Source organism: Streptomyces sp. NPDC050528, from assembly GCF_044457795.1.
Classification (GTDB): domain Bacteria; phylum Actinomycetota; class Actinomycetes; order Streptomycetales; family Streptomycetaceae; genus Streptomyces.
In genome coordinates, this window is the sequence record NZ_JBITHH010000001.1 from 1,011,454 (window position 1) to 1,037,536 (window position 26,083).

The window sequence follows — 26,083 nt, forward strand, 5'->3', positions numbered from 1 at the left end:
CAACGGCAGCCCCCCATCAGCCCAGGCCACCAGCCCGCCCCCATGTCCCACCCCTCACCGCCCCACCACGCCACACCTCGACCCCGTTGTCAGAGGCGGCCGTTACTCTCGGCGCATGGCTCTCAACACTGCTCCGGACGCGCCGCTCCCCGTCGGTGAGGTCTCCCGGCTGATCGGCGGGTGGATCGATCGGCTCGGTGCGGTGTGGGTCGAGGGGCAGATCACGCAGTTGTCGCGGCGGCCCGGTGCCGGTGTGGTGTTTCTGACGCTGCGCGACCCGTCGTACGACATCTCGGTGAGCGTGACCTGTTTTCGGCAGGTGTTCGACGAGATCGCCGATGTCGTCACCGAGGGCGCGCGAGTCGTCGTACTCGCGAAGCCGGAGTGGTACGCGCCGCGGGGGCAGTTGTCGTTGCGGGCGACCGAGATAAGGCCGGTCGGGGTTGGGGAACTCCTCGCGCGGCTGGAGCAGTTGAAGAAGTCGTTGGCCGCGGAGGGGCTGTTCGCGGCCGACCGGAAGAAGCCGTTGCCGTTTCTGCCGCAGCTGATCGGGCTGGTCTGCGGGCGGGCCTCGGCGGCCGAGCGGGACGTCCTGGAGAACGCGCGGCATCGCTGGCCGGCGGTCCGTTTCGAGGTGCGCAACGTGCCCGTGCAGGGTGTGCACGCCGTGCCGCAGGTCGTGCAGGCCGTGAAGGAGCTGGACGCGCTCGACGGTGTGGACGTGATCATCGTGGCGCGGGGCGGCGGCAGCGTGGAGGACCTGTTGCCGTTCTCGGACGAGCAGCTCGTACGGGCGGTGGCTGCCTGTCGTACGCCCGTGGTGTCCGCGATCGGGCACGAGCCCGACACTCCCCTCCTGGACTACGTGGCCGACCTGCGCGCCTCCACCCCCACCGACGCGGCGAAGAAGGTCGTACCGGACGTGGGCGAGGAGTACGAGCGCGTACGGCAACTGCGCGACCGGGCGCGGCGGTGTGTCGTGGCGTTCGTGGACCGGGAGGAGCGTGGGCTGGCGCAGGCGTTGTCGCGGCCGTCGATACAGGATCCGCACCGGATGATCGACGAGCGGGCGGATCACGTGGCCGCCCTCCTCGACCGCGGCCGGCGCACCCTCGGCCACCTCCTGGACCGCGCCGACTCGGAGCTGACCCACACGCACGCGCGCGTGGTGGCCCTCTCCCCCGCGGCCACCTTGAAGCGGGGGTACGCGGTGCTGCAGCGGGCCGACGGGCATGTCGTCCGGGCCCCGGACGAGGTGAGCGCGGACGATGCGCTCCGCGCGCGGGTCGCCGAGGGCGAGTTCACGGTTCGGGTCGAGGCGTAGTTCCTGTTGATGCATAGGGTGGGCGAATGACCAGCAAGGTGACGGAAGAGTCGCTCGGGTACGAGCAGGCACGCGACGAACTGATCGAGGTCGTACGGCGCCTGGAGGCGGGCGGTACAACCCTGGAGGAGTCCCTCGCCCTCTGGGAGCGCGGCGAGGAACTGTCCAAGGTGTGCCGCCGCTGGCTGGACGGGGCGCGGGCGCGACTGGACGCGGCGTTGGCGGAGGAAGAGGGCTCAGCCGTAGAAGCGGACGGCGACGGCGAGTAGCGAGCGGGGGCGGCTCACGCGGGGGCGGACGGCTCACGCGGGTTGACGGCTGACGGGGGCAGCGGACAACAAGCGGCGGACGCCAGTCGGCAGCGACAGCTAAGAGCTAACAACGGGCCAGTGGCCGAGGACTGGCAGCGCAGGGCGACTCACAACAGCCAGCAGCAGACGGCACGTAGCGCCAGCCGACATCCGGCTGCCAGCCACGGCGGAAACGGTGACAGCTAGCAACTGCTGGCAACGGACGCCGAGTTACGACAGCCGACAGCAACAGCGACTCGCGCCGACAGACACCTTAGCGACAGCGGCCAGCCAGTACCCACCACCGCCCACCGCCGTCAACGCCGAACCTCTACCAGCACCAGCACGCACCCGACACCCCGCACCCCGCACCCCGCACCCCGCACCCCGCACCCGATGACCATCCCCACCCACACCCCCCTCCCCCGTGATACGGATCACCCCCCTCCATTTTTGGTTGAACGTTGAACCTCTCTTCGCGTACCGTCGGTCCTGTCAGTCGATCCGGACCGTGGTCCGGTAATCCTGTTCCCGGCTATCCGAGGAAGTTCACGTATGTCTCTCGTCCTTGACCCCACCGCCCAGGACCTGCTGTTCCGCGAGGCCCGTACCGCGAACACGTTCACCGACGAGCCGGTGACGGACGAGCAGGTGCAGGCGATCTACGACCTGGTCAAGTACGGCCCGACCTCGATGAACCAGTCGCCGCTGCGCATCACCCTGGTCCGCTCCCCCGAGGCCCGCGAGCGCCTCGTGCAGCACCTCTCCGAGGGCAACCAGAAGAAGACCGCCGCCGCCCCGCTGGTCGCGATCCTCTCCGCGGACAACGAGTTCCACGAGGAACTACCGAACCTGTTCCCGCACTTCCCGCAGGCCAAGGACGCCGTCTTCGGCGACCGTTCGGTCCGTGAGGGCAACGCCGCGCTGAACGCCGCCCTCCAGGCCGCGTACTTCATCATCGGCATCCGCGCCGCCGGTCTCGCCGCCGGCCCGATGACCGGTCTCGACTTCGCGGGCGTCCAGAAGGAGTTCCTGGACGACGACCACACCCCGTTCGTCGTCATCAACATCGGCAAGCCGGGCCCGGACGCCTGGTTCCCGCGCTCCCCGCGTCTGGCCTACGACGAGGTCGTCACGACCGTCTGAGGCACAGGACACCCATGACACACAGAAGGCCCCCGGCGCACCACGCGGCGCCGGGGGCCTTCGTCTCAGCCGTCAGCTCACTTCACTTCGTCTGCAGCGCCTTCGCCATCTCCGTCAGCTGCGCGAACGAGCCCGTACCCGCCACCACCGTCGTCGAGCCCTTCTCCGCGAGCACGAGCGCGTCGTAGCGGCCGCCGGTGTAGCGGGTCCAGGTGCGGCCGTCGATGTTCTGGGTCGTCTTCGTCGCGGCGGAGCCCTGGCTGGCGGTGTCGACGAAGTCGGCCGGCTTCTGAGTCGACTGCTCTATCTGCACGTACTGTCCGCCAGGGGCACTGAACCCGAGGTGCCAGGCGTCGAACGCGGCGCCGTCATAACTGACCGAGGTCGCCTTCCAGGTCTTGGCCAGGCCCTCCGGGGCCGCCACCGGGTACGGCGCGGTGCGGCGTGCCGTGAGCAGCTCCACGCGGTAGTCGACCCGCTTGATGTCGGGAGCGTGGTCGCTGTGCGGGATGAAGATGTAGATGATCGCCGCCGCGATCCCGATCAGGCCCAGGGAGAGGATCATGTCCCGGACCGTCTTCTGCTTGCCGTTCGAACCTGCCACGTCCCTATCGTCGCAGGTGCCCTGGTCCGCTCATCCGTGGGCCCCCATGCTCATTTTGTCTGCCTGGCGATAGAGTCGTGGCCATACCCTCATCCGGCCGTCGTCGTATCAGAAAGGTGCGCTCCGATGACCGAGCATCATCATCTGCCGTCCGAACTCGAAGTCCCCTCCGAGGCCCCCGACCGCAACCTCGCCCTGGAACTCGTCCGGGTGACCGAAGCCGCCGCGATGGCCGCGGGCCGCTGGGTCGGGCGCGGTGACAAGAACGGCGCCGACGGTGCCGCCGTGCGTGCCATGCGGACCCTCGTCTCCACCGTCTCGATGAACGGCGTCGTCGTCATCGGTGAGGGCGAGAAGGACGAGGCGCCGATGCTCTTCAACGGCGAGCGCGTCGGCGACGGGACCGGGCCGGAGTGCGACATCGCCGTCGACCCGATCGACGGGACCACCCTCAACGCCAAGGGCATGCCGAACGCGATCGCCGTGCTGGCCGCCGCGGACCGGGGTTCGATGTTCGACCCGTCCGCCGTGTTCTACATGGACAAGCTCGTCGCCGGGCCCGAGGCCGCCGAGTTCGTCGACATCGAGGCCCCGATCTCGGTGAACGTCCGCCGGGTCGCCAAGGCCAAGCGGGTCACGCCCGAGGACGTCACCGTCGTCGTCCTGGACCGGCCCCGGCACGACGGCATCATCAAGGAGATCCGGGAGACCGGTGCGCGGATCAAGCTGATCTCCGACGGCGATGTCGCGGGCTCCATCCTGGCGCTGCGCGAAGGCACCGGCGTGGACCTGCTGCTGGGTATCGGTGGTACGCCGGAGGGCATCATCTCCGCCTGTGCCGTGAAGTGCCTGGGAGGCGTGATCCAGGGCAAGTTGTGGCCCAAGGACGACGCCGAGCGGCAGCGGGCGCTGGACGCCGGACACGACCTGGACCGCGTGCTGACCACCGACGACCTGGTGTCCGGCGAGAACGTGTTCTTCGTCGCGACCGGGATCACCGACGGGGAGCTGCTACGGGGCGTCCGGTATCGGGCGGAGACCGCGACGACCGACTCCATCGTGATGCGGTCCAAGTCCGGCACCGTCAGGCGAATCGATTCGGAACACCGGCTGAGCAAGCTCCGGGCGTACAGCGCGATCGACTTCGACCGGGCCAAGTAGCCACGCCGTAGCGGCAACGAAGCCACGACCACAGGGTCGTACGTGAAAGGGGCGCCCCCGGTGCGGTGGGGGCGCCCCTTTCTTCTACGTCGGTCAGCCGGCCGCCGCTATACGGCCCGCCGCTCGCGCCTTCTGGAGTTCCAGGTCGCGGCGGCGGCGCCTGGCCAGGACCACGCGGCGCTCGGCGGCGGTGAGGCCGCCCCAGACGCCGTACGGCTCGGGTTGCAGGAGTGCGTGCTCTCGGCACTCGACCATGACCGGACAGCGGGCGCAGACGCGCTTGGCGGCGTCCTCGCGGGAGAGTCGGGCGGCGGTGGGTTCCTTGGAGGGTGCGAAGAACAGGCCTGCCTCGTCGCGCCGGCACACCGCTTCGGTGTGCCATGGAGCGTCTTGGTCCCTGTCTCGCGCAGGCACCCGCTGGGCCGGAACAGCAGCTACCTGGAGGGGCGAATGCGGCGGTTGCAGCACGGTCTACTCCTGACGACGGCTTCGCGAGCGAGAGACGATGCAGCAAGGCCTACCCGCTGTGCGCGCGCCTATGCACTGAGTTCCGAACCGCTGGTTTTCGGGCGCTTCTGCGCGATGTCAGGACCGGACGGGCGTGGACCGATCACCTCCACATGTGTCCCGATTCACAACCGTCAACGGTCCAGGTGTTTGCGCAAATTCTTGTCGACCTTGCGCTGAACCCGATCGAGAATGTCCGCAACGAGCTTACCCCGCTTGGGTTTTGCCTCGATATTTCCGAGTACGGCCCACCCGTCGACGTAGATCACGGGCGCGTCCGGCTCGACGGAGTCCAGCGTGTCCACCTCGAAGTTACCGAGAACGCCGCCGCCGGTGCCGCGCAGCGACACGTTCTCCGGGACGCGGATCTCGACGTTGCCGAAGACCGAGATCGCCTTGATGACGACCTGCTGGTACTCGAAGATCGCCTCGCTGAGGTCGATCTCGACACTGCCGAACACGGCGTACGCGTGCATACGGCGGCCCGCGCGCCAACGGCCCTTGCGCATCGCGGCGCTGAACACCGCCACCACGTGCTCGTCGGCCTCGGCCGGGATCGCGCCCTCCGTCGGACGGTTCGGAGCGGGGCTGTACGACGGGGTCGTAGCCCGGTGTCCGTGGGCGGCCGGCAGGTCCTGGATGAAGACCTCCAGCTCGCCGACCGTCTTGGCGCTCAGCACCCCCTCGACCCGCTCGGCGTGCTCGTCCGCGTCCAGACGCCCCTCGGCCAGGGCCTCGCGCAGGATGTCGGCGATGCGGTCACGGTCGGCGTCCGAGGCACGCAGCGACGCGGCTGCGGGCGCGGGCTGCGACGGGGCCGTGGGCGCGGAGGGGGGCTGCGGGGGCGCGGGCTGCTTCTGAAGGTCCACGGCAGCAGCGTACCGAAACGCGATAGATCGCGACTAGGGGTGTGGACGACGTTGGCGTGGCGAAGCCCGGAAAGAACTGAGCCTTACCTCACAAGCCCGGTGTCAGTGGCAGGTTCTACGCTGGTGAGCGCCCGCCAGTGTCGGCGGGCGGCCGTCTGTCGAGTGAGGAATGGGCTGCGATGCCTGAGTTCGCGTACACCGATCTGCTCCCCATGGGAGAGGACACCACCCCGTACCGGCTGGTGACCTCCGAGGGTGTCTCCACCTTCGAGGCCGACGGGCGGACGTTCCTCAAGGTCGAGCCCGAGGCGCTGCGCAAGCTCGCCGCCGAGGCGATCCACGACATCCAGCACTACCTGCGGCCGGCCCACCTCGCGCAGCTGCGCCGGATCATCGACGACCCCGAGGCGTCGAACAACGACAAGTTCGTGGCGCTGGACCTCCTGAAGAACGCGAACATCGCCGCCGCCGGTGTGCTGCCCATGTGCCAGGACACCGGGACGGCGATCGTCATGGGGAAGCGGGGGCAGAACGTCCTCACCGAAGGTGAGGACGAGTCGGCGCTGTCTCGCGGTATCTACGACGCCTACCTCAACCTCAACCTGCGGTACTCGCAGATGGCCCCGCTGACCATGTGGGACGAGAAGAACACCGGGTCGAACCTGCCCGCCCAGATCGAGCTGTACGCGACCGACGGCGGCGCCTACAAGTTCCTGTTCATGGCGAAGGGCGGCGGCTCGGCCAACAAGTCGTTCCTCTACCAGGAGACCAAGGCGGTCCTCAACGAGGGCTCCATGATGAAGTTCCTTGAGGAGAAGATCCGTTCGCTCGGTACGGCGGCCTGCCCGCCGTACCACCTGGCGATCGTGGTCGGCGGCACCAGCGCCGAGTACGCGTTGAAGACCGCGAAGTACGCCTCCGCGCACTACCTGGACGAGATCCCGGCCGAGGGTTCGGAGTTGGGGCACGGGTTCCGGGACAAGGACCTGGAGCAGAAGGTCTTCGAGCTGACGCAGAAGATCGGGATCGGGGCGCAGTTCGGCGGCAAGTACTTCTGCCACGACGTGCGGGTGGTGCGGTTGCCCCGGCACGGTGCGTCCTGCCCCGTCGCCATCGCCGTGTCCTGCTCCGCCGACCGGCAGGCCGTCGCGAAGATCACCGCCCAGGGCGTGTTCCTGGAGCAGTTGGAGACCGATCCCGCGCGGTTCCTGCCGGAGACCACCGATGAGCATCTCGACTCCGCCGAGGAAGATGTCGTGCGGATCGATCTCAACCAGCCCATGGACGACATCCTCGCCGAGCTGACCAAGTACCCGGTCAAGACCCGGCTCTCGCTCTCCGGCCCGCTGGTCGTGGCCCGCGACATCGCGCACGCCAAGATCAAGGAGCGGCTGGACGCGGGCGAGGAGATGCCGCAGTACCTGAAGGACCACCCGGTGTACTACGCGGGCCCGGCGAAGACCCCCGAGGGCTACGCGTCCGGTTCCTTCGGTCCTACGACGGCCGGGCGCATGGACTCCTACGTGGAGCAGTTCCAGGCGGCGGGCGGCTCCAAGGTGATGCTCGCCAAGGGCAACCGCAGCAAACAGGTCACCGACGCGTGCGACACGCACGGCGGCTTCTACCTCGGCTCGATCGGCGGGCCCGCCGCACGGCTCGCCCAGGACTGCATCAAGAAGGTCGAGGTCGTCGAGTACGAGGAGCTCGGGATGGAGGCCGTCTGGAAGATCGAGGTCGAGGACTTCCCGGCGTTCGTCGTGGTCGACGACAAGGGCAACGACTTCTTCCAGAACCCGGCGCCGGAGCCTACGTTCACGCATATTCCGGTGCGGGGGCCGGGGCTGGCGTAGGGCTTTCATCGCCCCCGCCACCCCTACCCGTCCCATCACCAGGGGGCTCCGCCCCCTGGACCCCCGTCCGGCCCCGAAAGGGCCTCGTCCTCAAACGCCGGACGGGCTGGTATGTCCCGCATGTTGTCCCGGTTCGTCCCAGGGACATGCGGGACGGCATTTTCGGGTGCTTTGCCGGAAACGCTCCGAACCGACAGGACCGCACCCCGTGGTCCACGGTCGACTCGGAGGAACCCCCCATGATCGGACGCACTCTGCGCAACGGGCTCGTCGCCGCGGTCGCGGCCGTCGCCGTCTTCCCGGTGACTGCCGTTGCCGCCACCGGCGCCCCCGCCCCGCATCACGTCACCGCCCACCACCACGTGACCCGGCACGCCGTCGGGCAGGTCACCACTCGGCACTTCAAGCGGCTGAACGTCCGTTCCGGCCCGGGTACCGGGTACCGGGTGGTCGGTTCGCGGCGGGTCGGGCGGACGTTGCCGATCGTCTGCAAGACCTACGGGTCGAACGTCTACGGCAACCACCGCTGGTACAAGCTCCCGCACCACGAGGGCTACGTCTCCGCCCACTACGTCCACAACCGCAGCGCCGTCCGCTGGTGCTGACCCTCGTCTGACCGACGGCGTCCCCCGACAGGACGGTCCCGTACGTCCCGTCGGGGGACACCAGGTCAACACCCCTTCATATTCCGGTTGTCGGGGTGTGGCCCGGCACCGCCCCCGGGAACAGATCACGGCGGTCACCCCGGTAAGGCGAGGGAGCAGGATGGAAAGCCACGTGACGGTCGACAGACAGCCGCTCCTGACGGAACAGCTCCGTCTCCTCAAGCAGCGGACCGGGCTGAGCCTGGCCGCGCTGGCCTCCGTCACGCCGTTCAGCAAGTCGACCTGGCACCGTTATCTCAACGGCGACCAACTCCCGCCCCGGGCAGCCGTCGAGGCGCTCGCCACCCTCGCCCATACCGACCCCCGCGCGCTCCTCTCCCTGTGGGACGCGGCGGCCCGTGAGCAGCGGTCCAGGCCCGCTCCTCCCCCGCCGCAGGCGCCCGTCCCACTCGTCCCGGCCGTGCCGTCCGTGCCGCCGGTACGACCCCGTCGCTTCCGTGCCCCCGCCCGCGCCCTCGTCGCCCTCGCCGCCATGGCCACCACCGTCGCGGTCACCGCCGGTGCCACCGACGTCCTCGATCACACGGTCGCCTCCTGCCGGGGCAACGGTTGTCAGGGGGCGCTGCCCTCCTCCGAGACCTGTGCGCGGGACGCCCGTACGGAGAGCGTCGTGAACCGGGCCCGTCAGGTCGTACTGCTGCGGTACTCGCCGTCCTGCGCCACCGTCTGGTCCGAGGTGCGCACCCGGGTCGGCGGGTCTCGGGAGATCTCCATCAGGGCGGGGCAGGACGAGCTGTCCGCCGAGTACCCCGGGGACCGCTCGGACGGTTACAGCAGTCCGATGCTGGCCGCCTCCGACCCGCGCGGCGCGCAGGCCTGTGCCGAGGTGGGCGGCAAGCCCGTGTGCACCGGGACCGCCCGCTGAGCGCTCCGCCGAGACACTCCGTTTCCCTCCGCTGAGGTGGGAACACGGGACGTGTCCGCGATGCTGTCCCCCACAGGAGGTGATCGGCGATGGCCGACGGTCAGACAGTGGGTCCGTTCCGTATCGAGCACGATTCGATGGGGGAGGTGCGGGTCCCGGTCGACGCGAAGTGGCGGGCGCAGACCCAGCGGGCGGTGGAGAACTTCCCGATCTCGGGGCAGCCCATCGAACGCGCCCACATCGAGGCGCTCGCCCGGATCAAGGGTGCGGCGGCCAAGGTGAACGCCGAACTCGGCGTGCTCGACAAGGACATCGCGGAGGCGATCCAGGACGCGGCGCGTGAGGTCGCCGGCGGGAAGTGGGACGAGCACTTCCCCATCGACGTGTTCCAGACCGGGTCCGGGACCTCGTCCAACATGAACACCAACGAGGTGATCGCCACCCTCGCCACCGAGCGGCTCGGCAAGGACGTCCACCCGAACGACCACGTCAACGCCTCGCAGTCGTCCAACGACGTCTTCCCGTCCTCCATCCACATCGCGGCCACCGGTGCCGTCCTCCACGACCTCATCCCCGCGCTGGAGCATCTCGCGGGCGCGCTGTCGCGCAAGTCCGTCGAGTTCGCCGATGTCGTCAAGTCCGGGCGGACCCACCTGATGGACGCCACGCCGGTGACCTTGGGGCAGGAGTTCGGCGGGTACGCGGCCCAAGTCCGGTACGGCGTCGAGCGGTTGGAGGCCTCGCTGCCCCGGCTCGCCGAGCTGCCGCTGGGCGGGACCGCCGTCGGGACCGGGATCAACACCCCGCCCGGGTTCTCCGCCGCCGTGATCGCCGAGGTCGCGCTGGTCACCGGGCTGCCGCTGACCGAGGCGCGGGACCACTTCGAGGCACAGGGCGCGCGGGACGGGATCGTCGAGACCAGCGGGCAGTTGCGGACCATCGCCGTAGGGCTGACGAAGATCGCGAACGATCTGCGGTGGATGGCGTCCGGGCCGCGGACCGGGCTGTCCGAGATCTCGCTGCCCGATCTGCAGCCGGGGTCCTCGATCATGCCCGGCAAGGTCAACCCGGTGATTCCGGAGGCCGTGCTCATGGTCGCCGCGCAGGTCATCGGGAATGACGCGACCGTCGCCACCGCCGGGGCCGCAGGCAACTTCGAGCTCAATGTGATGCTGCCGGTGATTGCCAAGAACGTGCTCGAATCCATTCGGCTGCTCGCCAATGTGTCCCGGCTGCTCGCCGACCGGACCGTCGAGGGGATCGTCGCGCACCGGGAGCGGGCGCGTGAGTACGCCGAGTCCTCGCCGTCCGTCGTCACTCCGCTGAACAAGTACATCGGGTACGAGGAGGCCGCCAAGGTGGCCAAGAAGGCACTGGCGGAACGGAAGACGATCCGCCAAGTCGTGCTGGAGAACGGCTATGTCGAGCGCGGTGACCTGACCGTCGCGCAGCTGGACGAGGCCCTCGATGTCCTGCGGATGACGCGTCCGTAACCAATTGTCGCCCTGGCGTGAACCGTGACGCGCACCGCAGCGTCGTATGCCCCGGGCACCTAATATCTCTTCATGACAGACGGTGGAGCGGTGCGAGCGGTGGAAGCGGGTACGTCTACGGCCTTCTGGGCGCCCGGGGATCAGATCCTGTGGCGTTATCGGGAGAACGCGGGCGACCGTTTCCACATCGCGCGGCCCGTCACCGTCGTCCGGGACGACGAGGAGCTGCTCGCCGTCTGGCTGGCGCCCGGCACCGAGTGTGTGAAGCCGGTGCTCGCGGACGGCACGTCGGTGCACGGGGAGCCGCTGGAGACGCGGTACACCAAGCCGCGTACGGTCCAGCGCGACCACTGGTTCGGCACCGGTGTGCTGAAGCTGGCGCGACCCGGTGAGGCCTGGTCGGTGTGGCTTTTCTGGGAGCCCGGATGGCGGTTCAAGAACTGGTACGTGAACCTTGAGGAACCGCAGCTCCGTTGGGACGGCGGAGTCGACTCGGTGGATCACTTCCTGGACATCTCCGTTCACCCGGACCGCAGTTGGCGCTGGCTCGACGAGGACGAGTTCACGCAGGCCCAGCGGGACGGGCTGATGGATCCCCAACTCGCCGAACGGGTACGGGAAGCGGGCTGGTCCGCGGTCGAGACGATCCGCGCGTGGGGGTCGCCGTTCGCGGACAGGTGGCAGCACTGGCGCCCGGATCCGTCCTGGGCTGTACCTTCACTTCCGGAGGACTGGGACCGCACCCCCGCGCACATGTCCACATGAGACCCTTGATGCGCCCCCGGTGCGCAACCGTAGGATCGTCCTCCGCAAGGGCACCGCACAACTCCCGGGGCATGTACCGGGACTGACCAGACGTCACCGAGGGGCGGCAGGACGTGAGCGAGGGGTATCAGGGCGACACCGGAGCGGGCCGCCGGTCCGCCGGTGGCACAGGAACAGCCTCTGACCACGCGGGAATTCCGTTCCTGGGGCACGTATTCCGGGTATCGGCATTTCGGCGGGACGATCCGCACGTATCGCGTGCGGTCCCGGACGGACGGATTCGACACGCGTGACGGAGCACCCCACCTCCTTCGAGCGCCCGAGCGGCGCCGACCCCGCAGACCCCCGCGGGGCGCTCCTGCACACCTCGACGCCGTCCAGGCCGTCCGGTGGCGCCGGCTTACCGGCACAGGCACGCACCGGCGAGCCGCCGGGTACGAGCACGTCCCGCGCCAAGGGGAAGGACCCGGCAGGTACCCCTGTGAAGCCCGAGCCCGATACCGCCGCAGCCGGCTCCGAGCACTCCCAGCCCTCGGCGGCCGAACCCGACACCCATCGCCCGCGCCCCGCGCCCGACGGCATCCCGGCCCAGCCGGGCGGCGGGGTCGCCGACGCCGCCGCCAAGGAGCGCCGTACGGGACAGGGGCTGCCGTCCGGCGGTCCCATGCCGATGCGGCGGGACGGGGACCGGCTGCGCTTCGTGGGCGCCGCGACCCGGCGGATCGCCCGCGGCATCGACCTGGACGAGATCGTCATGGGCCTGTGCCGGGCGACCGTACCGACGTTCTCGGACGCGATCCTGGTCTACCTGCGCGACCCGTTGCCGGTCGGCGACGAGCGGCCCACCGGGCCCGTCGTGCTGCGCCTGCGCCGTACCGACCGGATCCCCGAAGAGCGGGACACGGAGAACGGCTTCATGCCCGCGATACAGCCGGAGCAGCCCTCCGAACTGTCCGCGGTCACCGCGGAGTTGTGCGAGGTACGGCCCGGCGGCGCGCTGAACGAGGTGCTGCGGGGCGTCCGTCCCGTCTTCGCCGACTCCCCCGCCGCCCGCGCCGCGCTGCCCGAACTCCTCGGTGAGGGCGGCGAGTTGATCGTCCCGGCCGGTCAGCGCGCGATCCTCGCGCCGCTGCGCGGCCGGCGCCGGGTGATCGGCGCCGCGCTCTTCCTGCGCCGCCCCGAGCGCATGGCGTTCGAGGCCGACGACCTCCTGGTCGCCGCCCAACTCGCCACGCACAGCGCCCTGGGCATCGACAAGGCGGTCCTCTACGGCCGTGAGGCGTACATCGCCGACGAGCTGCAGCGCACCATGCTCCCGGAGACCCTGCCCCGCCCCACCGGCGTCCGGCTGGCGTCCCGGTACCTCCCCGCCGCCGAGACGGCACGCGTCGGCGGTGACTGGTACGACGCGATCCCGCTGCCCGGCAGCCGGGTCGCCCTCGTGGTCGGCGACGTCATGGGCCACTCCATGACCTCGGCCGCGATCATGGGCCAACTCCGCACCACCGCCCAGACGTTGGCCGGTCTCGACCTGCCCCCGCAGGAAGTCCTGCACCACCTCGACGAACAGGCCCAGCGGCTGGGCACCGACCGCATGGCGACCTGCCTCTACGCGGTCTACGACCCGGTCTCGCACCGCATCACCATCGCCAACGCGGGCCACCCGCCGCCGGTGCTGCTGCACCTGGGCGGTAGGGCCGAGGTCCTGCGGGTGCCGCCCGGCGCCCCGATCGGGGTCGGCGGCGTCGACTTCGAGGCCGTAGAACTGGACGCGCCCGCCGGGGCCACGCTCCTCCTCTACACGGACGGGCTGGTCGAGTCGCGGCTGCGGGACGTGTGGACCGGGATAGAGCAGCTGCGCGAGAAGCTCGCCGCGGTCGCGCAGCTCACCGGACCCGATCATCCGCCGCCCCTTGAGGCCCTGTGCGACGAGGTGCTCGACATGCTCGGCCCGGGTGACCGGGACGACGACATCGCGCTGCTCGCCGCCCGCTTCGACGGGATCGCGCCCAGTGATGTGGCGTACTGGTTCCTCGACCCGGAGGACTCGGCGCCCGGGCAGGCCCGTCGGCTGGCCCGGCGTGCGCTGGCCCGCTGGGGCATGGAGGACATGAGCGACTCCGTGGAGCTGCTGGTCAGCGAGGTCGTGACGAACGCCGTGCGGTACGCGTCGCGGCCGGTCACGCTGCGGCTGCTGCGGACCGACGTGCTGCGCTGCGAGGTCGGCGACGACGTGCCCCAGCTGCCCCGGCTGCGGCAGGCGCGGGCCACGGACGAGGGCGGACGCGGGCTGTACCTGGTCAACAGACTGGCCCGTCGGTGGGGAGCCACCCGGCTGAGCACCGGAAAGGTGGTCTGGTTCGAACTGAACCGGAATTAGACATCGTCCAAAAGTTGCCGAGGTACCGGCGTGGGAGTTGACTGCTGGGGTACGCGAAGCGAAAGCGACCTACTTTCTTCCGAACAGGAGGACGCTCGTGACGCAGGCACCCCAGCACACTCCGTACACCACCAACAACGTCGGCATCCCGGTGGAGAGCGACGAACACTCGCTCACCGTCGGACCCGACGGACCGATCCTGCTCCAGGACCACTACCTCATCGAGAAGATGGCCCAGTTCAACCGGGAACGGGTCCCCGAGCGGGTGGTGCACGCCAAGGGCTCCGGAGCATACGGCTTCTTCGAAGTCACCAACGACGTCAGCCAGTTCACCCGGGCCGACCTCTTCCAGCCGGGCAAACGCACCGAGATGCTGGCGCGGTTCTCCACCGTCGCCGGTGAGCAGGGCTCGCCCGACACCTGGCGCGACCCCCGCGGCTTCGCCCTCAAGTTCTACACAGAGCACGGCAATTACGACATGGTGGGCAACAACACCCCGGTCTTCTTCGTCCGGGACACCATCAAGTTCCAGGACTTCATCCGCTCGCAGAAGCGCCACCCGGCGACCGGGCTGCGCAGCAACGACATGCAGTGGGACTTCTGGACCCTCTCCCCCGAGTCGGCGCACCAGGTCACCTGGCTGATGGGCGACCGGGGCATCCCGAAGACGTACCGCCACATGAACGGCTACAGCTCCCACACCTACATGTGGATCAACGGCGCCGGTGAGCGGTTCTGGGTGAAGTACCACTTCAAGACCGACCAGGGCATCGAGTACCTCACGCAGGCCGAGGCCGACGAACTCGCCGGTTCCGACGGCGACAAGCACCGCCGTGACCTGCACGAGTCGATCGAGACCGGGAACGCGCCGAGCTGGTCCCTCAAGGTCCAGATCATGCCGTTCGAGGACGCGGCGGACTACCGCTTCAACCCCTTCGACCTGACGAAGGTCTGGCCGCACGGGGACTACCCGCTGATCGACGTCGGCCGCATGACCCTGAATCGCAACCCCGAGGACTACTTCGTCCACATCGAGCAGGCCGCCTTCGAACCGTCGAACCTGGTGCCGGGCATCGGCCCGTCCCCGGACAAGATGCTGCTGGGCCGGCTCTTCTCGTACCCGGACACCCACCGGTACCGGATCGGCCCCAACTACACCCAGCTGCCGCCGAATCGCCCGCACTCCCCGGTCAACTCGTACGCCAAGGACGGCCCGATGCGGTACGAGCCGTCCAACGCGGCGCGGCCGTACGCCCCGAACTCCTACGGCGGCCCGGCTGCCGACTACGGGCAGTTCGGCGATCCGGCGAGCTGGCAGACGGCCGGTGAACTCGTCCGCGAGGCAACGAAGCCGCACGCCGAGGACGACGACTGGGGCCAGGCCGGCACGATGGTCCGCGAGGTCCTCGACGACGCGGCCCGCGACCGCCTCGTGGCGAACGTCAGCGGCCACCTGAAGGCCGACGTCTCCCGCTCGGTCCTCGACCGCGCCCTCCAGTACTGGCACAACATCGACAAGGAACTCGGCGACCGGATCGCGGCGAACTTCGCCTAGCGGTACGGGAGTTCACCCAGCGGCACGAGAGAGGGCGCCCGGCGATGTGCCGGGCGCCCTTCCGACTTACGCGGGCGCCTGCCGGCGGCGTCGTAGGGCGGGTTCGTGGTGATCGTCCTGCCCGACTGCGTCTTGGCCCCGTCAGCCGGGCATGCGGCCAGGACCACCGGCTTGAGCGCCGCGCCGCTACGCGCCGCTCAAGTCCGTGCCCACTGTCCGGCCGCTGTCGCCCTCCTGGCACGGCGGACGCGCGCCGGCTCGAACGCGTCGATACTTCCGGCACCCTGTCCGGGCGTGGCGTCCCAGCCCTGGATCCGCTGAGCCAGCCGGGAGCGCCGGGAATCGCCCGGAGGGACGCCGATCCCGAAGTCGGACTCCTTCACCGGCTCGAAGTCCCCACCCCGAGCGACGACATCCTGGCGGTCGGCAAGGACGTCCCGGACGACCGTGCGCTCCTGTTCCGTCATGGCGGTGGCTCTTTCCACGCCGAGGGGGACGGAAGAGCGGACGGACCGCCGCGGCGGTGCCGGACAGGTAGATGCTCGGGGCCGAGCGCCAAGCCGGAGAAGAGGTCGGTGAAATCCGCCGTCATGCCGGCCCCATGGTCTTCGGGGTAGCTGATGAACCCCTGTCCTTGCACTTTCGCCAGGTCGTACAGCCCGGACATGTACGAGACGAACTGGTCCGCTGCTCGCCGGGCCCGAAGCAACACCCTGGAAGTACTCGACGGCCTTGGGCATATCGGCACCGCCTGGTCATGAGCCCGCCGGCCGTGGTCGCAGCCGTTCGGCCAGTTGAAGTCCTCGTGGGCCCCGGCGTTGTCCTGGAAGGTCGGGAACACGCGCAGACGCGTCCCGAAGATGCCGGCACTGTCGGCGAGGGCGAAGAACTTCTGGAAGCCGTGTATCCAGCCCTCGAAGTCAGAGTCCCAGGTGCCGGTCGTCCTCAAGCGCGCTCGCGGCCGGTTCATTGAAGACGCACGCGGCAAAGAACAACCGCATGAAGATCACCGCCGAGCCCGGCCCGCCCAGCCGGTATCGCGGGTACGGAAATGAATCGCCTTGCGGTATGGCGTCAGGAAAGCCGAACGGAGCGGAGCAGGGTGTACGAATTCAACTCGCTGCTCACGGCCGGGCCGCATCGCGACACCGTGCCGCATTCCCCCACCACAACGATCCCCCAGTCGTCGGCCGGCGCATGTTCCGGCAGTTCAGTCGCCGAACCGCCCACGCGCCGATCACCTTAGCCCCGAATCATGGACGGGAGTCAAGGGCCGACTGCACGACAGGGAGGAAGTGGCCCGAATATGCCCCTGGAAGAGACCGTTCCGCAAGCGGTTCACGCTTCCTCCAACCGCCCGCACACAGGGAAGCCGCAGTCTCCGACCGTGATCCCACAGGGGTGTTATCGAGCCAGCCCTCAAATAACCGCTGGTCGACGAGGCTGACCCATGTCTATGGTGACCGTCACGCTTGGCAGGTGCAGATCACTCCGCCGAGCACCCGCTCCGTGGCACCCGGCATACGGCACCGTCCAGAACCCGCATCGAGGGGAAGCTCTTTCCATGCGCAAGCTCATCCGCCCCGCCGCTGTCGGCGCGCCGGAGCGACACATCGCTGGTACCGAGGTCAGTTGCCCCCCAACCGCGACCGGGATGCACGGACCCGCGCCGTCCCCGAGGCGGACGCCACAGCCGTCAGCTCGGCTGCCCCACGCTCTGCGGCACCGGGTACGAACCGGGGTCCGCGGAGCAGCTTCCCGATTCCGGGTGCCACGGAACTCTCTTTCGGCGCCGCCCCGCCCCGGTCCGGCGGAGACCTGAGCCACTCCGGCATCTTCACTCCGGAATCCGCTGACCCGTCACGAACACTTTTTGGCGACGTACAGCCGCACTTTCGCTGATGCGACATATTCCGTTCCAGCTCTGGGCTCCTGGACACACACCTGCCAGTTCGCCAGTGACTTGGGGTTCGCGACTTGCGACTCCGGGGCGTCGGCCTTGAAAACCTTGACGTGATCCGGGTAGTACCCAGCCACAAGCACAGCCAATAGAGATGCATCAAGTTTCTGGCCGACGAGGCTCGAAAGCTTTGAAGCCTGCACCTTCATGCCCAGCTTCTCCGGGCAACTCTCCGCCTTCGGTACCGCATAAATCTCTACAGCTTGAAGTTTGGGCACCCCCTTCCGGAAGCATGCTATATATTCGCCGACCTGACCGTGATAGACATATCTGCCAAGACTCGTAGCATCCTTCAGGGTGAACCCTTCACCGGAATCAGCAACATCCTTCATCGCGGTCAACAACTTTTCCCCCGAAGGTTCCGCCCGAGTTCCCCGGTAGATACTCGCACTAGGGCTGTCGGCAGCATTCGGCTGGGCGCTGCCGTTCCGTTCACACGCGACAATCAAAGAAGAAAACACAACAATGAGGGCGACGTGGGCCGCGTAATACGGTCTCTTCATGCCAACCTTCGCCTAGGAGGGAGTCATTTCGTGCCGCCATCCTAAATAATCAGAAGACTCAGCACAATGCCATGACATAAAAAGAGCAAACGGACGACAACGCGGAAATCTCTAGTTCGCGTTCGCCGATCCAGTATCGTGCGAGCAGTTATTCAACAGAGACGAGATGGAGATCCTTCATGAAGGCACTGATGCGTATTTCTTTCATCGGCGCGATCGCAGTTGCGATGGCGGCGGGCACGACCACGACCGCCAGCGCCGAGGACGCAGTGGTCTACAGCGACGGCCTTGGCGCCTTCGTGCAATGGGTGGCGTACGGAGACGACATGTACATCACCGACGAAATAGCCAACGGGCACTCGGCCGTCGGCACGTACCAGCTCGGCAGCCAGTACTTCTACTGGAACAGAGATGGCAAGGGGACCACACGGTACGTGAACCTCAACCTCCCTGAACACACATATTTCTCGGTCGGGGCCATGGAAGGCGATTGGCAAGGTACCGCCACCGGCGGCCTCCTCTGGAGCACCATCGAAACAAAGGACGTCTACACCACCTGAGGCGCCGTCCCGAACTTCTGAGCACATGCGAAGGGCGCCCGGCCAAGTGCCGGGCGCCCTTCTCCGTGCGATCTGCCTACTGACCGAGCTGGTCGAACGGCTGGTCCGTGTTGTCGTCGGTCGGTGTCGTCGGTGGAGTGGTCGTCGGTGTCTGGGAAGGCGTTTCCGAGGGTGTCTCGGACGGTGTCTCCGAAGGCGTCTCCGAGGGCGTCTCGGACGGTGTCTCCGAAGGCGTCGGCGTCTTCGACGGCGTCTCCGACGGTGTCACGGTCGGCGTGGGCGTGTATGTCGGCTCGACGGCCGCGCCCTGGTCGGTCTCCAGGTCGAACTTGTCGTTCGCCTTGGTCACTCCGAACATGTACGTCGCCCAGATCTGCGCGGGATAGCCACCACCGTTGATACGGCCGCCGCCCGCGGTGATCAGGCCGGTCGCGCCGGTCAGCGGGACCTGGGCGTGGGTCTTGGCGTCCTCGCCGAACAGGCCCACCGAGGTGACCAGATCGGGTGTGTAGCCGGTGAACCAGGCCGACAGGTTGTTGTCGGAGGTACCCGTCTTGCCCGCGACCTGCTGCCCGTCGCGCTTGCTGTTCTCGGCCACCGACACCTTGGCCGTACCGTCGTCGACCACACCGGTCAGCACCGAGGACACCGTGTCCGCGGCCTCGCGCGGGATGACCTGGGCGCCGATCGGGTTCGGCATGGTGACCGTACGCGTGTTGTGCGCGACCGACTTGATGATCGCCGGGGTGACCTTCTTGCCGTGGTTGTCGAAGGTGGCGTAGACGCCGGCCATCTCCATCGGACTCGCGCCCATGGTGCCTAGGGTCTGCGCCGGTACGGCCTTCAAGTCGTCGGAGTCCATGCCCAGTTCGCCCGCGGTCTTCATGACCTTGTCCATGCCGACGTCGACACCGAGCTGTGCGAAGACCGAGTTGATCGACTTGTTCATGGCCGTCTGGACGGTGACCTTGCCGTAGTCCTGGTCGTCCTCGTTCTCCGGCGCGAACCCGATGTCACTGCCCACGACCGGGCGCTTGCTGGTGCCGTCGTAGAGCGTGTCGGTCGTGATCGTCTTGCCGGACTGCGTCTTGGCCTGGTCGGCCAGGGCCGCGGCCAGGATCACCGGCTTGAACGTCGAGGCGGGCTGGTAGTCGGTGCGGGTCGCGTTGTTCCTGAAGTGCTTCAGATAGTCGACGCCGCCGTACATCGCCACGACCGCGCCCGTCTTGGGGTCCACGGACGCCGCGCCGGGCTGGACGTTGCCGTCGACCTTGCGCTTCTTGGCATCGAGCTTGCCGGTCAGCTGGGACTTGACCGACTTCTCCAGCTGGGCCTGCTTCTTCTTGTCGATGTTGAGCGTGATCGTCCAGCCGCCCGCGTCGACCAGGGCCTCGGCCTCCTTGGAGTCGGCGGCCTGCCCCGAGGCGATCAGCTGCTTCTCCAGCGCCGCGTCGGCCTCGGTCACCATGTAGCCGATCTGGCCCTCCATGCCGGCCTCGGGCTTGGGTTCCTTGGGGACCGGGAACGTCATGGCCTCGCGCTTGGTGGAGCTCAGCCAGCCCTGCCCGACCATGTTGTCCAGGACGTAGTTCCAGCGCGCCTGCACCAGCTTCTTGCCGGTGTCGGTCGCGATCGCCCAGTCGTACTGGTTCGGCGCCTGCAGCAGCGCGGCGAGATAGGCGCCCTGCCGCACGTTGAGGTCCTTGGCGTCGACCCGGTAGTAGGCCTGGGCGGCGGCCTGGATGCCGTAGGCGCCGCGGCCGTAGTAACTGGTGTTGATGTACCCGGCGAGGATGTAGTCCTTGGACTTCTCGCGGTCCAGCTTCAGCGAGATGACCATTTCCTTCAGCTTGCGCGTGACGGTCTGGTCCTGCGTCAGGTAGTAGTTCTTGACGTACTGCTGGGTGATCGTCGAACCGCCCTGCGCGCCCTTGCCGGACAGCGTGTTGAGCAGGCCGCGGGCGGTGCCCTTGAGGTCGACGCCTGCGTCGCTGTAGAACGTCTTGTTCTCGGCGGCGACGAAGGTCTGCTGGACGGCCTTGGGGACCTCCGAGAGGTCGACGTTCTCGCGGTTGACCCTGCCCTTGCGGATCATGGTCGAGCCGTCGCTGTACTTGTAGACGTTGCTCTGCAGCTTCGCGTCCGCGTTGCCCGCGGGGATGCTGATCATCATGTAGAGCACGATGAACGCTCCGATGCCCAGCAGGCAGAGGCCGAGGAACGTACCGAGGATCTTCTTCCAGGTGAAGAGCCTGCGTATGAAGCTCCTGCCGTCCTTGGAGCCCTTGCCGTCCTTGGAGCCCTTGGCGCCCGCGGTGCTCATGGCGCTCGTGCCGTCCGCCCCCGACGAGCGGCGGGTCTTGGGCGCCGCGCGGTGGCCACCGCGTTGGCGCGCTCGTCTCTCTTCCGCTCGTCCCATGGGTCCGTTTCGCTCCGCTTCGCTCTCTTGTGCTCTGGTGTCACACAGGTTCGCCCGTCAAGTCAGCTCAGAAAGCTAACACCAGGAGTTGTGACAAAGGGCTGTCGATCCGGTCCATTACGGACGTGACAATCAGCACCCGTCCTTATGGAACCGACGTACGAGAGGGGTTGAGGGTTGCCGTACTCGGGTATTGTGATATCACTTTGATTCAACCAAGCTACGGGGGAACACCATGACCACCGACGTACCCGCTGACGTACCCGACATGCCCGCCCCGCGCGTGCGGGAGTTCGCCGCGCACAGCATCGGCGGCGCGCTCGCGCTCGTCCTCGGCCTCACCGGGCTGCTCGCCTCCGCCGGACTGCTGGTCGGGGCCACCTCGGTCGACGCGGGCGGGGTCAAGGCCGCGCTGATCATCGGCGGCATCCTCGTGCTGCTCGCCGCGTTCATCGCGATGCGCGGGCTGAACACGGTCGCGCCGGGCGAGGCGCGGGTCGTGCAGCTCTTCGGGCGGTACCGGGGGACGATCCGGCAGGACGGGCTGCGCTGGGTGAACCCGTTCACCTCGCGCACGAAGATCTCGACCCGGGTCCGCAACCACGAGACGGCGGCCCTCAAGGTCAACGACGCCTACGGCAACCCGATCGAGCTGGCCGCCGTCGTGGTGTGGAAGGTCCGCGACACGGCGCAGGCCACGTTCGAGGTGGACGACTACACCGAGTTCGTCGCCACCCAGACCGAGACGGCCGTACGGCACATCGCCATCGAGTATCCCTACGACGCCCACGACGAGGGCGGGCTCTCGCTGCGCGGGAACGCCGAGGAGATCACCGAGAAGCTCGCCGTCGAGCTGAGCGCCCGGGTCGAGGCGGCCGGCGTGGAGATCATCGAGTCCCGCTTCACGCATCTCGCCTACGCGCCCGAGATCGCCTCGGCGATGCTCCAGCGGCAGCAGGCCGGTGCGGTCGTCGCGGCCCGGCGGCAGATCGTGGACGGCGCGGTGGGCATGGTCGAGGCGGCGCTGGCCCGGATCACCGAGCAGGACATCGTGGAGCTGGACAACGAACGGAAGGCGGCGATGGTCTCCAACCTCCTGGTGGTGCTGTGCGGGGACCGGGCGCCGCAGCCGGTACTGAACACAGGCACCCTGTACCAGTGACCGAACCTTCCGAGGCCCCCGAGGGGAAGCGCCGGCCGCAGCAGCGCAAGCAGGTGCTGCTGCGGTTGGACCCGTCCGTGTACGACGCGATCGCGCGGTGGGCCGGAGACGAACTGCGGTCCGCCAACGCGCAGATCGAGTTCCTGTTGCGCAGGGCGTTGGCGGAGGCCGGACGGCTCCCCGGCGAAGCCAGGCCACTCCCCCGTCGCGGGCGACCACCTGGGGGCTCCGCCCCCAGACCCCCGTCGGCCTGAAGGGCCTCGTCCTCAAACGCCGGACGGGCTGACCATGCGCACCCCTGGCAGAAGAGCCCGGGCGTGTGGCAGAACCGTGACAATCGGCCGCCACCTGCGGACCAGTACGGCCCGCCATGATCTACACACCGTGCGTATACACACCAGGTATACCCCGTGTGTAGAGTGCTCCGCATGTCCATCGGTCACACCCTTCTGGGGCTCCTGGAGTCCGGTCCGCGTCACGGTTACGACCTGAAGCGGGCCTTCGACGAGAAGTTCGGTCACGACCGGCCGCTGCACTACGGCCAGGTCTATTCGACGATGTCCCGCCTGCTGAAGAACGGTCTCGTCGAGGTCGACGGCATCGAGGCCGGCGGCGGTCCCGAGCGCAAGCGGTACGCGATCACCGACGCCGGGGTCACCGACGTACAGAAGTGGCTCGCGACGCCGGAGAAGCCCGAGCCGTATCTGCAGTCGGCGCTCTACACCAAGGTCGTCCTCGCGCTGCTGACCCACCGGAACGCGGCCGAGATCCTCGACGTGCAGCGCTCCGAGCATCTGCGCAGCATGCGGATCCTGACCGACCGCAAGCGCAAGGGCGATCTCGCGGACCAATTGATCTGCGATCACGCCCTCTTCCATCTGGAGGCCGACCTGCGGTGGCTGGAGCTCACCGCCGCGCGCCTCGACAAACTCGCCGAGGTGGTGGCCAAGTGACGACACATCCCGCCGGTTCCCTGCTCGCGGCCAACGAGCTGCGCAAGGCCTACGGTCCGACGACCGCGCTCGACGGCGCGGAGTTCTCCATCCACCCCGGCGAGGTCGTCGCGGTGATGGGGCCCTCCGGGTCGGGCAAGTCGACGCTGCTTCACTGTCTCGCCGGGATCGTGCCGCCCGACTCGGGCTCGATCACGTACAACGAGCAGGAGATGGCGACCATGAGCGACGCCCAGCGCAGTGCGCTGCGCCGCTCGGAGTTCGGGTTCGTGTTCCAGTTCGGGCAGTTGGTGCCGGAGCTGACCTGCGTCGAGAACGTCGCCCTGCCGCTGCGGCTGAACGGCACGCACCGCAAGGAGGCCGAACGGACCGCGCTCGGCTGGATGGAGCGGCTCGAGGTCGACGACCTCGCCAAGAAGCGGCCCGGTGAGGTCTCCGGCGGGCAGGGGCAGCGCGTCGCCGTGGCCCGCTCGCTGGTCACCAGCCCGCGGGTGCTGTTCGCCGACGAGCCGACCGGTGCCCTCGACTCGCTCAACGGCGAGCGCGTGATGGAGCTGCTGACCGAGGCGGCCCGGTCCACGAACGCGGCCGTCGTGCTGGTCACGCACGAGGCGCGGGTGGCCGCGTACTCGGACCGCGAGATCGTCGTACGCGACGGCAAGTCCAGGGACATGGAGCGCGTCGTATGAACGTGCGTCAGTGGTCGGCCGATCTGGCCATGGGGGTGCGGTTCGCCTTCGGCGGCGGGCGTGAGGGCTGGGTGCGGGCCGTGCTGACGGCCGTCGGCGTCGGGCTCGGGGTGGCGCTGCTGCTGCTCACCACGGCACTGCCCAACGCGCTGTCCGAGCGGAGCGCGCGCGGCGACGCCCGGCAGGACTTCACGTACAGCGGGAAGGTGCTGCCGAAGGCGGACAACACCGTGGTCGTCGCCGACACGGACACCACGTTCCGCAACAAGGACATCCGAGGCCGGCTGCTGGAGCCCGAGGGCACCAAGGCGCCGTTGCCGCCGGGGGTCGCGAAGTTCCCCGCGGTGGGCACGATGGTCGTCTCCCCCGCGCTGGACAAGCTGCTGAAGTCGGACTCCGGGAAGCTGCTGCGCGAGCGCCTGCCCTACCGGATCACCGGCACCATCGCGGACCGAGGACTCATCGGGCCCGCCGAACTCGCCTACTACGCGGGCGGGAAGGGACTGGAAGGGCGTCAGTCCGGCGGCACCGTCGAGCGCATCAACTACTACGGCCCCTCCCCGGCCAGTCAGCCCGACAAGCTGGACCCGGTGCTGCTCCTGCTGATCCTGATCGTGTTCGTCGTGCTGCTGCTGCCGGTCGCCGTGTTCATCGCGGCCGCCGTGCGCTTCGGCGGCGAACGCCGGGACCGGCGGCTCGCGGCGCTGCGGCTGGTCGGCGCCGACGGGCGGATGGCGCGCCGGATCGCGGGCGGCGAGGCGCTCGCGGGGGCGCTCCTCGGGCTCGTCTTCGGCACCGGATTCTTCCTGGCCGGGCGGCAGCTGGCGTCCCTGATCGACGTGCGGGACATCAGCCTGTACCCCAGCGACCTCAACCCGTCGCCCGCGCTCGCCCTGCTCGTCGCCGTCGCCGTACCGGCCGCGGCCGTACTGGTGACGCTGCTCGCGCTGCGCGGGGTCGTCATCGAGCCGCTCGGTGTGGTCCGCAAGGCGAAGCCGCCGCGCCGCCGGCTGTGGTGGCGGCTGCTGCTGCCGCTGGCCGGGCTCGCGATGCTCTACCCGATGACCGGCAAGGGCGACTCCAACGGCAACTTCAACCAGTGGCTGGTGATCGGCGGCACGGTCCTGCTGCTCGTCGGCGTCACCGCCCTGCTGCCCTGGGTCGTCGAGGCCACCGTGGCCCGGCTGAACTCCGGCTCGGTGTCCTGGCAACTCGCCGTCCGCAGGCTCCAGTTGAGCAGTGGTACGGCCGCCCGGATGGTCAACGGCATCGCGGTCGCGGTGGCCGGGGCGATCGCCCTGCAGATGCTGTTCTCCGGGGTCGAGGGCGACTACACCAAGCCGACCGGCAGCGACCTGCACCGGGCCCAGATGGAGGTCACCGTCGACAGCGGCACCTCGCTGGCCGAGGCCGACCGGAAGATCGCGGGGACCAAGGGCGTGAGCGGTACGTCGGCCATCTCGCAGACCACGGTCGGCGACCGGGCGAAGAACCCGGACGACGTGGTGGGAGTGACCGTCGGCAGCTGCGCCCAACTGCGTGAGGTGGCCCACCTGACGGCCTGCCGCGACGGTGACGTCTTCCGGATCACCAGCACCGACAGCGGGACCGCCGCCATGACGAAGCGGCTGGCCACGGCCGGCCGAACGGTGTACTTCGACCCGTCGTACGACCAGATGCCGGCCGCCCCCGCCGTCTGGAAGGTACCGGCCGGGGCGAAGACGGCGACCCCGCGCAAGGATCCGTCCGGCTACGCCCGCGACGGGCTGCTGATCACCTCCGGCGCGCTGCCCGCGAACGCGGTGAAGCGCCTGGACCAGCATGTGTTCGTCAGGCTCGACAAGTCGGTGGCGGACGCGACCGACCACGTACGGAACACCGTCGCGACCATGGACCCGCTGGCGGACGTGTTCACCCTGGCGGTCAACGACGAGTCGCCGCAGTTCCGTTCGATCCGCACCGGGCTGTTCATCGGTGCCGGCTGTGTGCTGCTCCTGATCGGGGCGAGTCTGCTGGTCTCGCAGCTGGAGCAGTTGCGCGAGCGCAGGAAGCTGCTGTCGGCGCTGGTCGCCTTCGGCACCCGGCGGCGCACGCTGAGCATGTCGGTGCTGTGGCAGACGGCGATCCCGATCGGCCTCGGCCTGGTGCTGGCCACGGTGGTGGGGCTGACCCTGGGCGCGGTGCTGCTGAAGATGAGCGCCGCGGCGATCCGGATCGACTGGTCCAGCGTGCTGGCCATGACCGGCATCGGCGCGGGGGTGGTCCTGGCGGTGACCCTGCTGAGCCTGCCGCCGTTGCTGCGGATGATGCGGCCGGACGGGCTGCGCACGGAGTAGTCCCCGTCCACAGCCCGCCCGTCCGCC

Annotated in this window: 24 protein-coding genes; 17 read left to right on the forward strand and 7 right to left on the reverse strand. The window is 68.8% G+C overall.

From position 1 onward, the window contains the following. Positions 1–115: 115 nt before the first annotated feature. The 3 genes from xseA (at position 116) to ACIBK4_RS04625 (ending at position 2,760) form a co-directional block, all read left to right on the forward strand. Positions 116–1,324 carry an exodeoxyribonuclease VII large subunit gene (xseA, locus tag ACIBK4_RS04615; RefSeq protein WP_398992049.1) on the forward strand — a complete coding sequence of 403 codons (1,209 nt, stop codon included), beginning with the start codon at positions 116–118 and terminating at the stop codon, positions 1,322–1,324. A gap of 26 nt (positions 1,325–1,350) precedes the next feature. Further along, positions 1,351–1,593, forward strand: coding sequence for an exodeoxyribonuclease VII small subunit (locus tag ACIBK4_RS04620; protein WP_366431387.1), 243 nt, complete (start codon positions 1,351–1,353; stop codon positions 1,591–1,593). A gap of 576 nt (positions 1,594–2,169) precedes the next feature. Beyond that, positions 2,170–2,760 carry a malonic semialdehyde reductase gene (locus tag ACIBK4_RS04625; RefSeq protein WP_398992051.1) on the forward strand — a complete coding sequence of 197 codons (591 nt, stop codon included), beginning with the start codon at positions 2,170–2,172 and terminating at the stop codon, positions 2,758–2,760. 82 nt (positions 2,761–2,842) lie between these two features. Here ACIBK4_RS04625 and ACIBK4_RS04630 read toward each other — a convergent pair whose 3' ends face one another. Further along, on the reverse strand, positions 2,843–3,364 hold the full coding sequence (locus ACIBK4_RS04630) for a DUF4245 domain-containing protein (protein WP_398992053.1): 522 nt from the start codon (positions 3,362–3,364) through the stop codon (positions 2,843–2,845). A 126-nt stretch (positions 3,365–3,490) separates the two neighbouring features. Between ACIBK4_RS04630 and glpX the strand changes: the two genes are divergently transcribed. Next, on the forward strand, positions 3,491–4,525 hold the full coding sequence (glpX, locus tag ACIBK4_RS04635) for a class II fructose-bisphosphatase (RefSeq protein ID WP_033286599.1): 1,035 nt from the start codon (positions 3,491–3,493) through the stop codon (positions 4,523–4,525). Positions 4,526–4,618: 93 nt separating this feature from the next. Here glpX and ACIBK4_RS04640 read toward each other — a convergent pair whose 3' ends face one another. Both ACIBK4_RS04640 and ACIBK4_RS04645 read right to left on the reverse strand, forming a co-directional pair. Continuing rightward, on the reverse strand, positions 4,619–4,993 hold the full coding sequence (locus ACIBK4_RS04640) for a WhiB family transcriptional regulator (protein ID WP_366431383.1): 375 nt from the start codon (positions 4,991–4,993) through the stop codon (positions 4,619–4,621). A 173-nt stretch (positions 4,994–5,166) separates the two neighbouring features. Next, on the reverse strand, positions 5,167–5,901 hold the full coding sequence (locus tag ACIBK4_RS04645) for a DUF1707 domain-containing protein (RefSeq protein ID WP_398992056.1): 735 nt from the start codon (positions 5,899–5,901) through the stop codon (positions 5,167–5,169). A gap of 179 nt (positions 5,902–6,080) precedes the next feature. Between ACIBK4_RS04645 and ACIBK4_RS04650 the strand changes: the two genes are divergently transcribed. The 7 genes from ACIBK4_RS04650 (at position 6,081) to ACIBK4_RS04680 (ending at position 15,474) form a co-directional block, all read left to right on the forward strand. Continuing rightward, positions 6,081–7,751, forward strand: coding sequence for a fumarate hydratase (locus ACIBK4_RS04650; protein ID WP_398992057.1), 1,671 nt, complete (start codon positions 6,081–6,083; stop codon positions 7,749–7,751). 239 nt (positions 7,752–7,990) lie between these two features. Beyond that, entirely contained in the window at positions 7,991–8,356 is a 366-nt protein-coding gene (locus ACIBK4_RS04655) for an SH3 domain-containing protein (protein WP_398992059.1), read from the forward strand. A 172-nt stretch (positions 8,357–8,528) separates the two neighbouring features. Then, positions 8,529–9,281, forward strand: a complete 753-nt coding sequence (locus ACIBK4_RS04660) for a DUF2690 domain-containing protein (RefSeq protein WP_398992061.1) — start codon at positions 8,529–8,531, stop codon at positions 9,279–9,281. A gap of 89 nt (positions 9,282–9,370) precedes the next feature. Then, positions 9,371–10,774, forward strand: coding sequence for a class II fumarate hydratase (locus ACIBK4_RS04665; RefSeq protein WP_398992063.1), 1,404 nt, complete (start codon positions 9,371–9,373; stop codon positions 10,772–10,774). 72 nt (positions 10,775–10,846) lie between these two features. Then, positions 10,847–11,539 carry a DUF402 domain-containing protein gene (locus tag ACIBK4_RS04670; RefSeq protein WP_398992065.1) on the forward strand — a complete coding sequence of 231 codons (693 nt, stop codon included), beginning with the start codon at positions 10,847–10,849 and terminating at the stop codon, positions 11,537–11,539. A gap of 289 nt (positions 11,540–11,828) precedes the next feature. Continuing rightward, the gene (locus ACIBK4_RS04675; protein ID WP_366431376.1) at positions 11,829–13,919 is read left to right on the forward strand and encodes a SpoIIE family protein phosphatase; all 2,091 of its coding nucleotides are present in this window, start codon (positions 11,829–11,831) and stop codon (positions 13,917–13,919) included. Positions 13,920–14,016: 97 nt separating this feature from the next. Next, positions 14,017–15,474: a catalase gene (locus ACIBK4_RS04680; RefSeq protein ID WP_398992068.1), complete on the forward strand. Its 1,458-nt coding sequence runs from the start codon at positions 14,017–14,019 to the stop codon at positions 15,472–15,474. Positions 15,475–15,671: 197 nt separating this feature from the next. Here ACIBK4_RS04680 and ACIBK4_RS04685 read toward each other — a convergent pair whose 3' ends face one another. The 3 genes from ACIBK4_RS04685 to ACIBK4_RS04695 all read right to left on the reverse strand — a co-directional run bounded on the left by ACIBK4_RS04685 (position 15,672) and on the right by ACIBK4_RS04695 (position 17,775). Further along, the gene (locus tag ACIBK4_RS04685) at positions 15,672–15,941 is read right to left on the reverse strand and encodes a hypothetical protein (RefSeq protein WP_398992070.1); all 270 of its coding nucleotides are present in this window, start codon (positions 15,939–15,941) and stop codon (positions 15,672–15,674) included. Further along, positions 15,938–16,423, reverse strand: a complete 486-nt coding sequence (locus ACIBK4_RS04690) for a hypothetical protein (RefSeq protein WP_398992072.1) — start codon at positions 16,421–16,423, stop codon at positions 15,938–15,940. Before ACIBK4_RS04690 ends, ACIBK4_RS04685 begins: the two co-directional genes overlap by 4 nt. 911 nt (positions 16,424–17,334) lie before the next feature. Further along, positions 17,335–17,775, reverse strand: a complete 441-nt coding sequence (locus ACIBK4_RS04695) for a hypothetical protein (RefSeq protein ID WP_398992074.1) — start codon at positions 17,773–17,775, stop codon at positions 17,335–17,337. Between the two features lie 341 nt (positions 17,776–18,116). On the opposite strand from ACIBK4_RS04695, the gene ACIBK4_RS04700 reads away from it, so the two are divergent. Then, positions 18,117–18,497 carry a hypothetical protein gene (locus ACIBK4_RS04700; protein WP_398992076.1) on the forward strand — a complete coding sequence of 127 codons (381 nt, stop codon included), beginning with the start codon at positions 18,117–18,119 and terminating at the stop codon, positions 18,495–18,497. Positions 18,498–18,573: 76 nt separating this feature from the next. Here the strand turns inward: ACIBK4_RS04700 and ACIBK4_RS04705 are convergent, their stop codons facing one another. Continuing rightward, positions 18,574–20,916, reverse strand: a complete 2,343-nt coding sequence (locus ACIBK4_RS04705; RefSeq protein WP_398992078.1) for a transglycosylase domain-containing protein — start codon at positions 20,914–20,916, stop codon at positions 18,574–18,576. Positions 20,917–21,151: 235 nt separating this feature from the next. Here ACIBK4_RS04705 and ACIBK4_RS04710 point away from each other — a divergent pair, with 235 nt between their 5' ends. The 5 genes from ACIBK4_RS04710 (at position 21,152) to ACIBK4_RS04730 (ending at position 26,056) form a co-directional block, all read left to right on the forward strand. Continuing rightward, positions 21,152–22,078 carry an SPFH domain-containing protein gene (locus tag ACIBK4_RS04710; protein ID WP_398992080.1) on the forward strand — a complete coding sequence of 309 codons (927 nt, stop codon included), beginning with the start codon at positions 21,152–21,154 and terminating at the stop codon, positions 22,076–22,078. Next, positions 22,075–22,332, forward strand: coding sequence for a hypothetical protein (locus ACIBK4_RS04715; protein WP_398992082.1), 258 nt, complete (start codon positions 22,075–22,077; stop codon positions 22,330–22,332). The genes ACIBK4_RS04710 and ACIBK4_RS04715 overlap by 4 nt, the downstream gene beginning before the upstream one ends. Positions 22,333–22,506: 174 nt before the next feature. Then, positions 22,507–23,031: a PadR family transcriptional regulator gene (locus ACIBK4_RS04720; protein WP_366431369.1), complete on the forward strand. Its 525-nt coding sequence runs from the start codon at positions 22,507–22,509 to the stop codon at positions 23,029–23,031. After that, a complete protein-coding gene (locus ACIBK4_RS04725) occupies positions 23,028–23,720 on the forward strand; it encodes an ABC transporter ATP-binding protein (protein ID WP_398992084.1) in 693 nt (230 codons plus the stop codon). The genes ACIBK4_RS04720 and ACIBK4_RS04725 overlap by 4 nt, the downstream gene beginning before the upstream one ends. After that, positions 23,717–26,056 (forward strand): ABC transporter permease, encoded by a 2,340-nt coding sequence (locus ACIBK4_RS04730; protein WP_398992086.1) that lies wholly within the window; start codon positions 23,717–23,719, stop codon positions 26,054–26,056. Before ACIBK4_RS04725 ends, ACIBK4_RS04730 begins: the two co-directional genes overlap by 4 nt. Positions 26,057–26,083: the final 27 nt, after the last annotated feature.

Coding starts and splice junctions, on each gene's coding strand:
- xseA (WP_398992049.1), top strand. CDS start 116: ATGGCTCTCAACACTGCTCCGGACGCGCCGCTCCCCGTCGGTGAGGTC.
- ACIBK4_RS04620 (WP_366431387.1), top strand. CDS start 1,351: ATGACCAGCAAGGTGACGGAAGAGTCGCTCGGGTACGAGCAGGCACGC.
- ACIBK4_RS04625 (WP_398992051.1), top strand. CDS start 2,170: ATGTCTCTCGTCCTTGACCCCACCGCCCAGGACCTGCTGTTCCGCGAG.
- glpX (WP_033286599.1), top strand. CDS start 3,491: ATGACCGAGCATCATCATCTGCCGTCCGAACTCGAAGTCCCCTCCGAG.
- ACIBK4_RS04650 (WP_398992057.1), top strand. CDS start 6,081: ATGCCTGAGTTCGCGTACACCGATCTGCTCCCCATGGGAGAGGACACC.
- ACIBK4_RS04655 (WP_398992059.1), top strand. CDS start 7,991: ATGATCGGACGCACTCTGCGCAACGGGCTCGTCGCCGCGGTCGCGGCC.
- ACIBK4_RS04665 (WP_398992063.1), top strand. CDS start 9,371: ATGGCCGACGGTCAGACAGTGGGTCCGTTCCGTATCGAGCACGATTCG.
- ACIBK4_RS04670 (WP_398992065.1), top strand. CDS start 10,847: ATGACAGACGGTGGAGCGGTGCGAGCGGTGGAAGCGGGTACGTCTACG.
- ACIBK4_RS04685 (WP_398992070.1), bottom strand. CDS start 15,941: ATGACGGAACAGGAGCGCACGGTCGTCCGGGACGTCCTTGCCGACCGC.
- ACIBK4_RS04700 (WP_398992076.1), top strand. CDS start 18,117: ATGAAGGCACTGATGCGTATTTCTTTCATCGGCGCGATCGCAGTTGCG.
- ACIBK4_RS04705 (WP_398992078.1), bottom strand. CDS start 20,916: ATGGGACGAGCGGAAGAGAGACGAGCGCGCCAACGCGGTGGCCACCGC.
- ACIBK4_RS04710 (WP_398992080.1), top strand. CDS start 21,152: ATGACCACCGACGTACCCGCTGACGTACCCGACATGCCCGCCCCGCGC.
- ACIBK4_RS04720 (WP_366431369.1), top strand. CDS start 22,507: ATGTCCATCGGTCACACCCTTCTGGGGCTCCTGGAGTCCGGTCCGCGT.
- ACIBK4_RS04730 (WP_398992086.1), top strand. CDS start 23,717: ATGAACGTGCGTCAGTGGTCGGCCGATCTGGCCATGGGGGTGCGGTTC.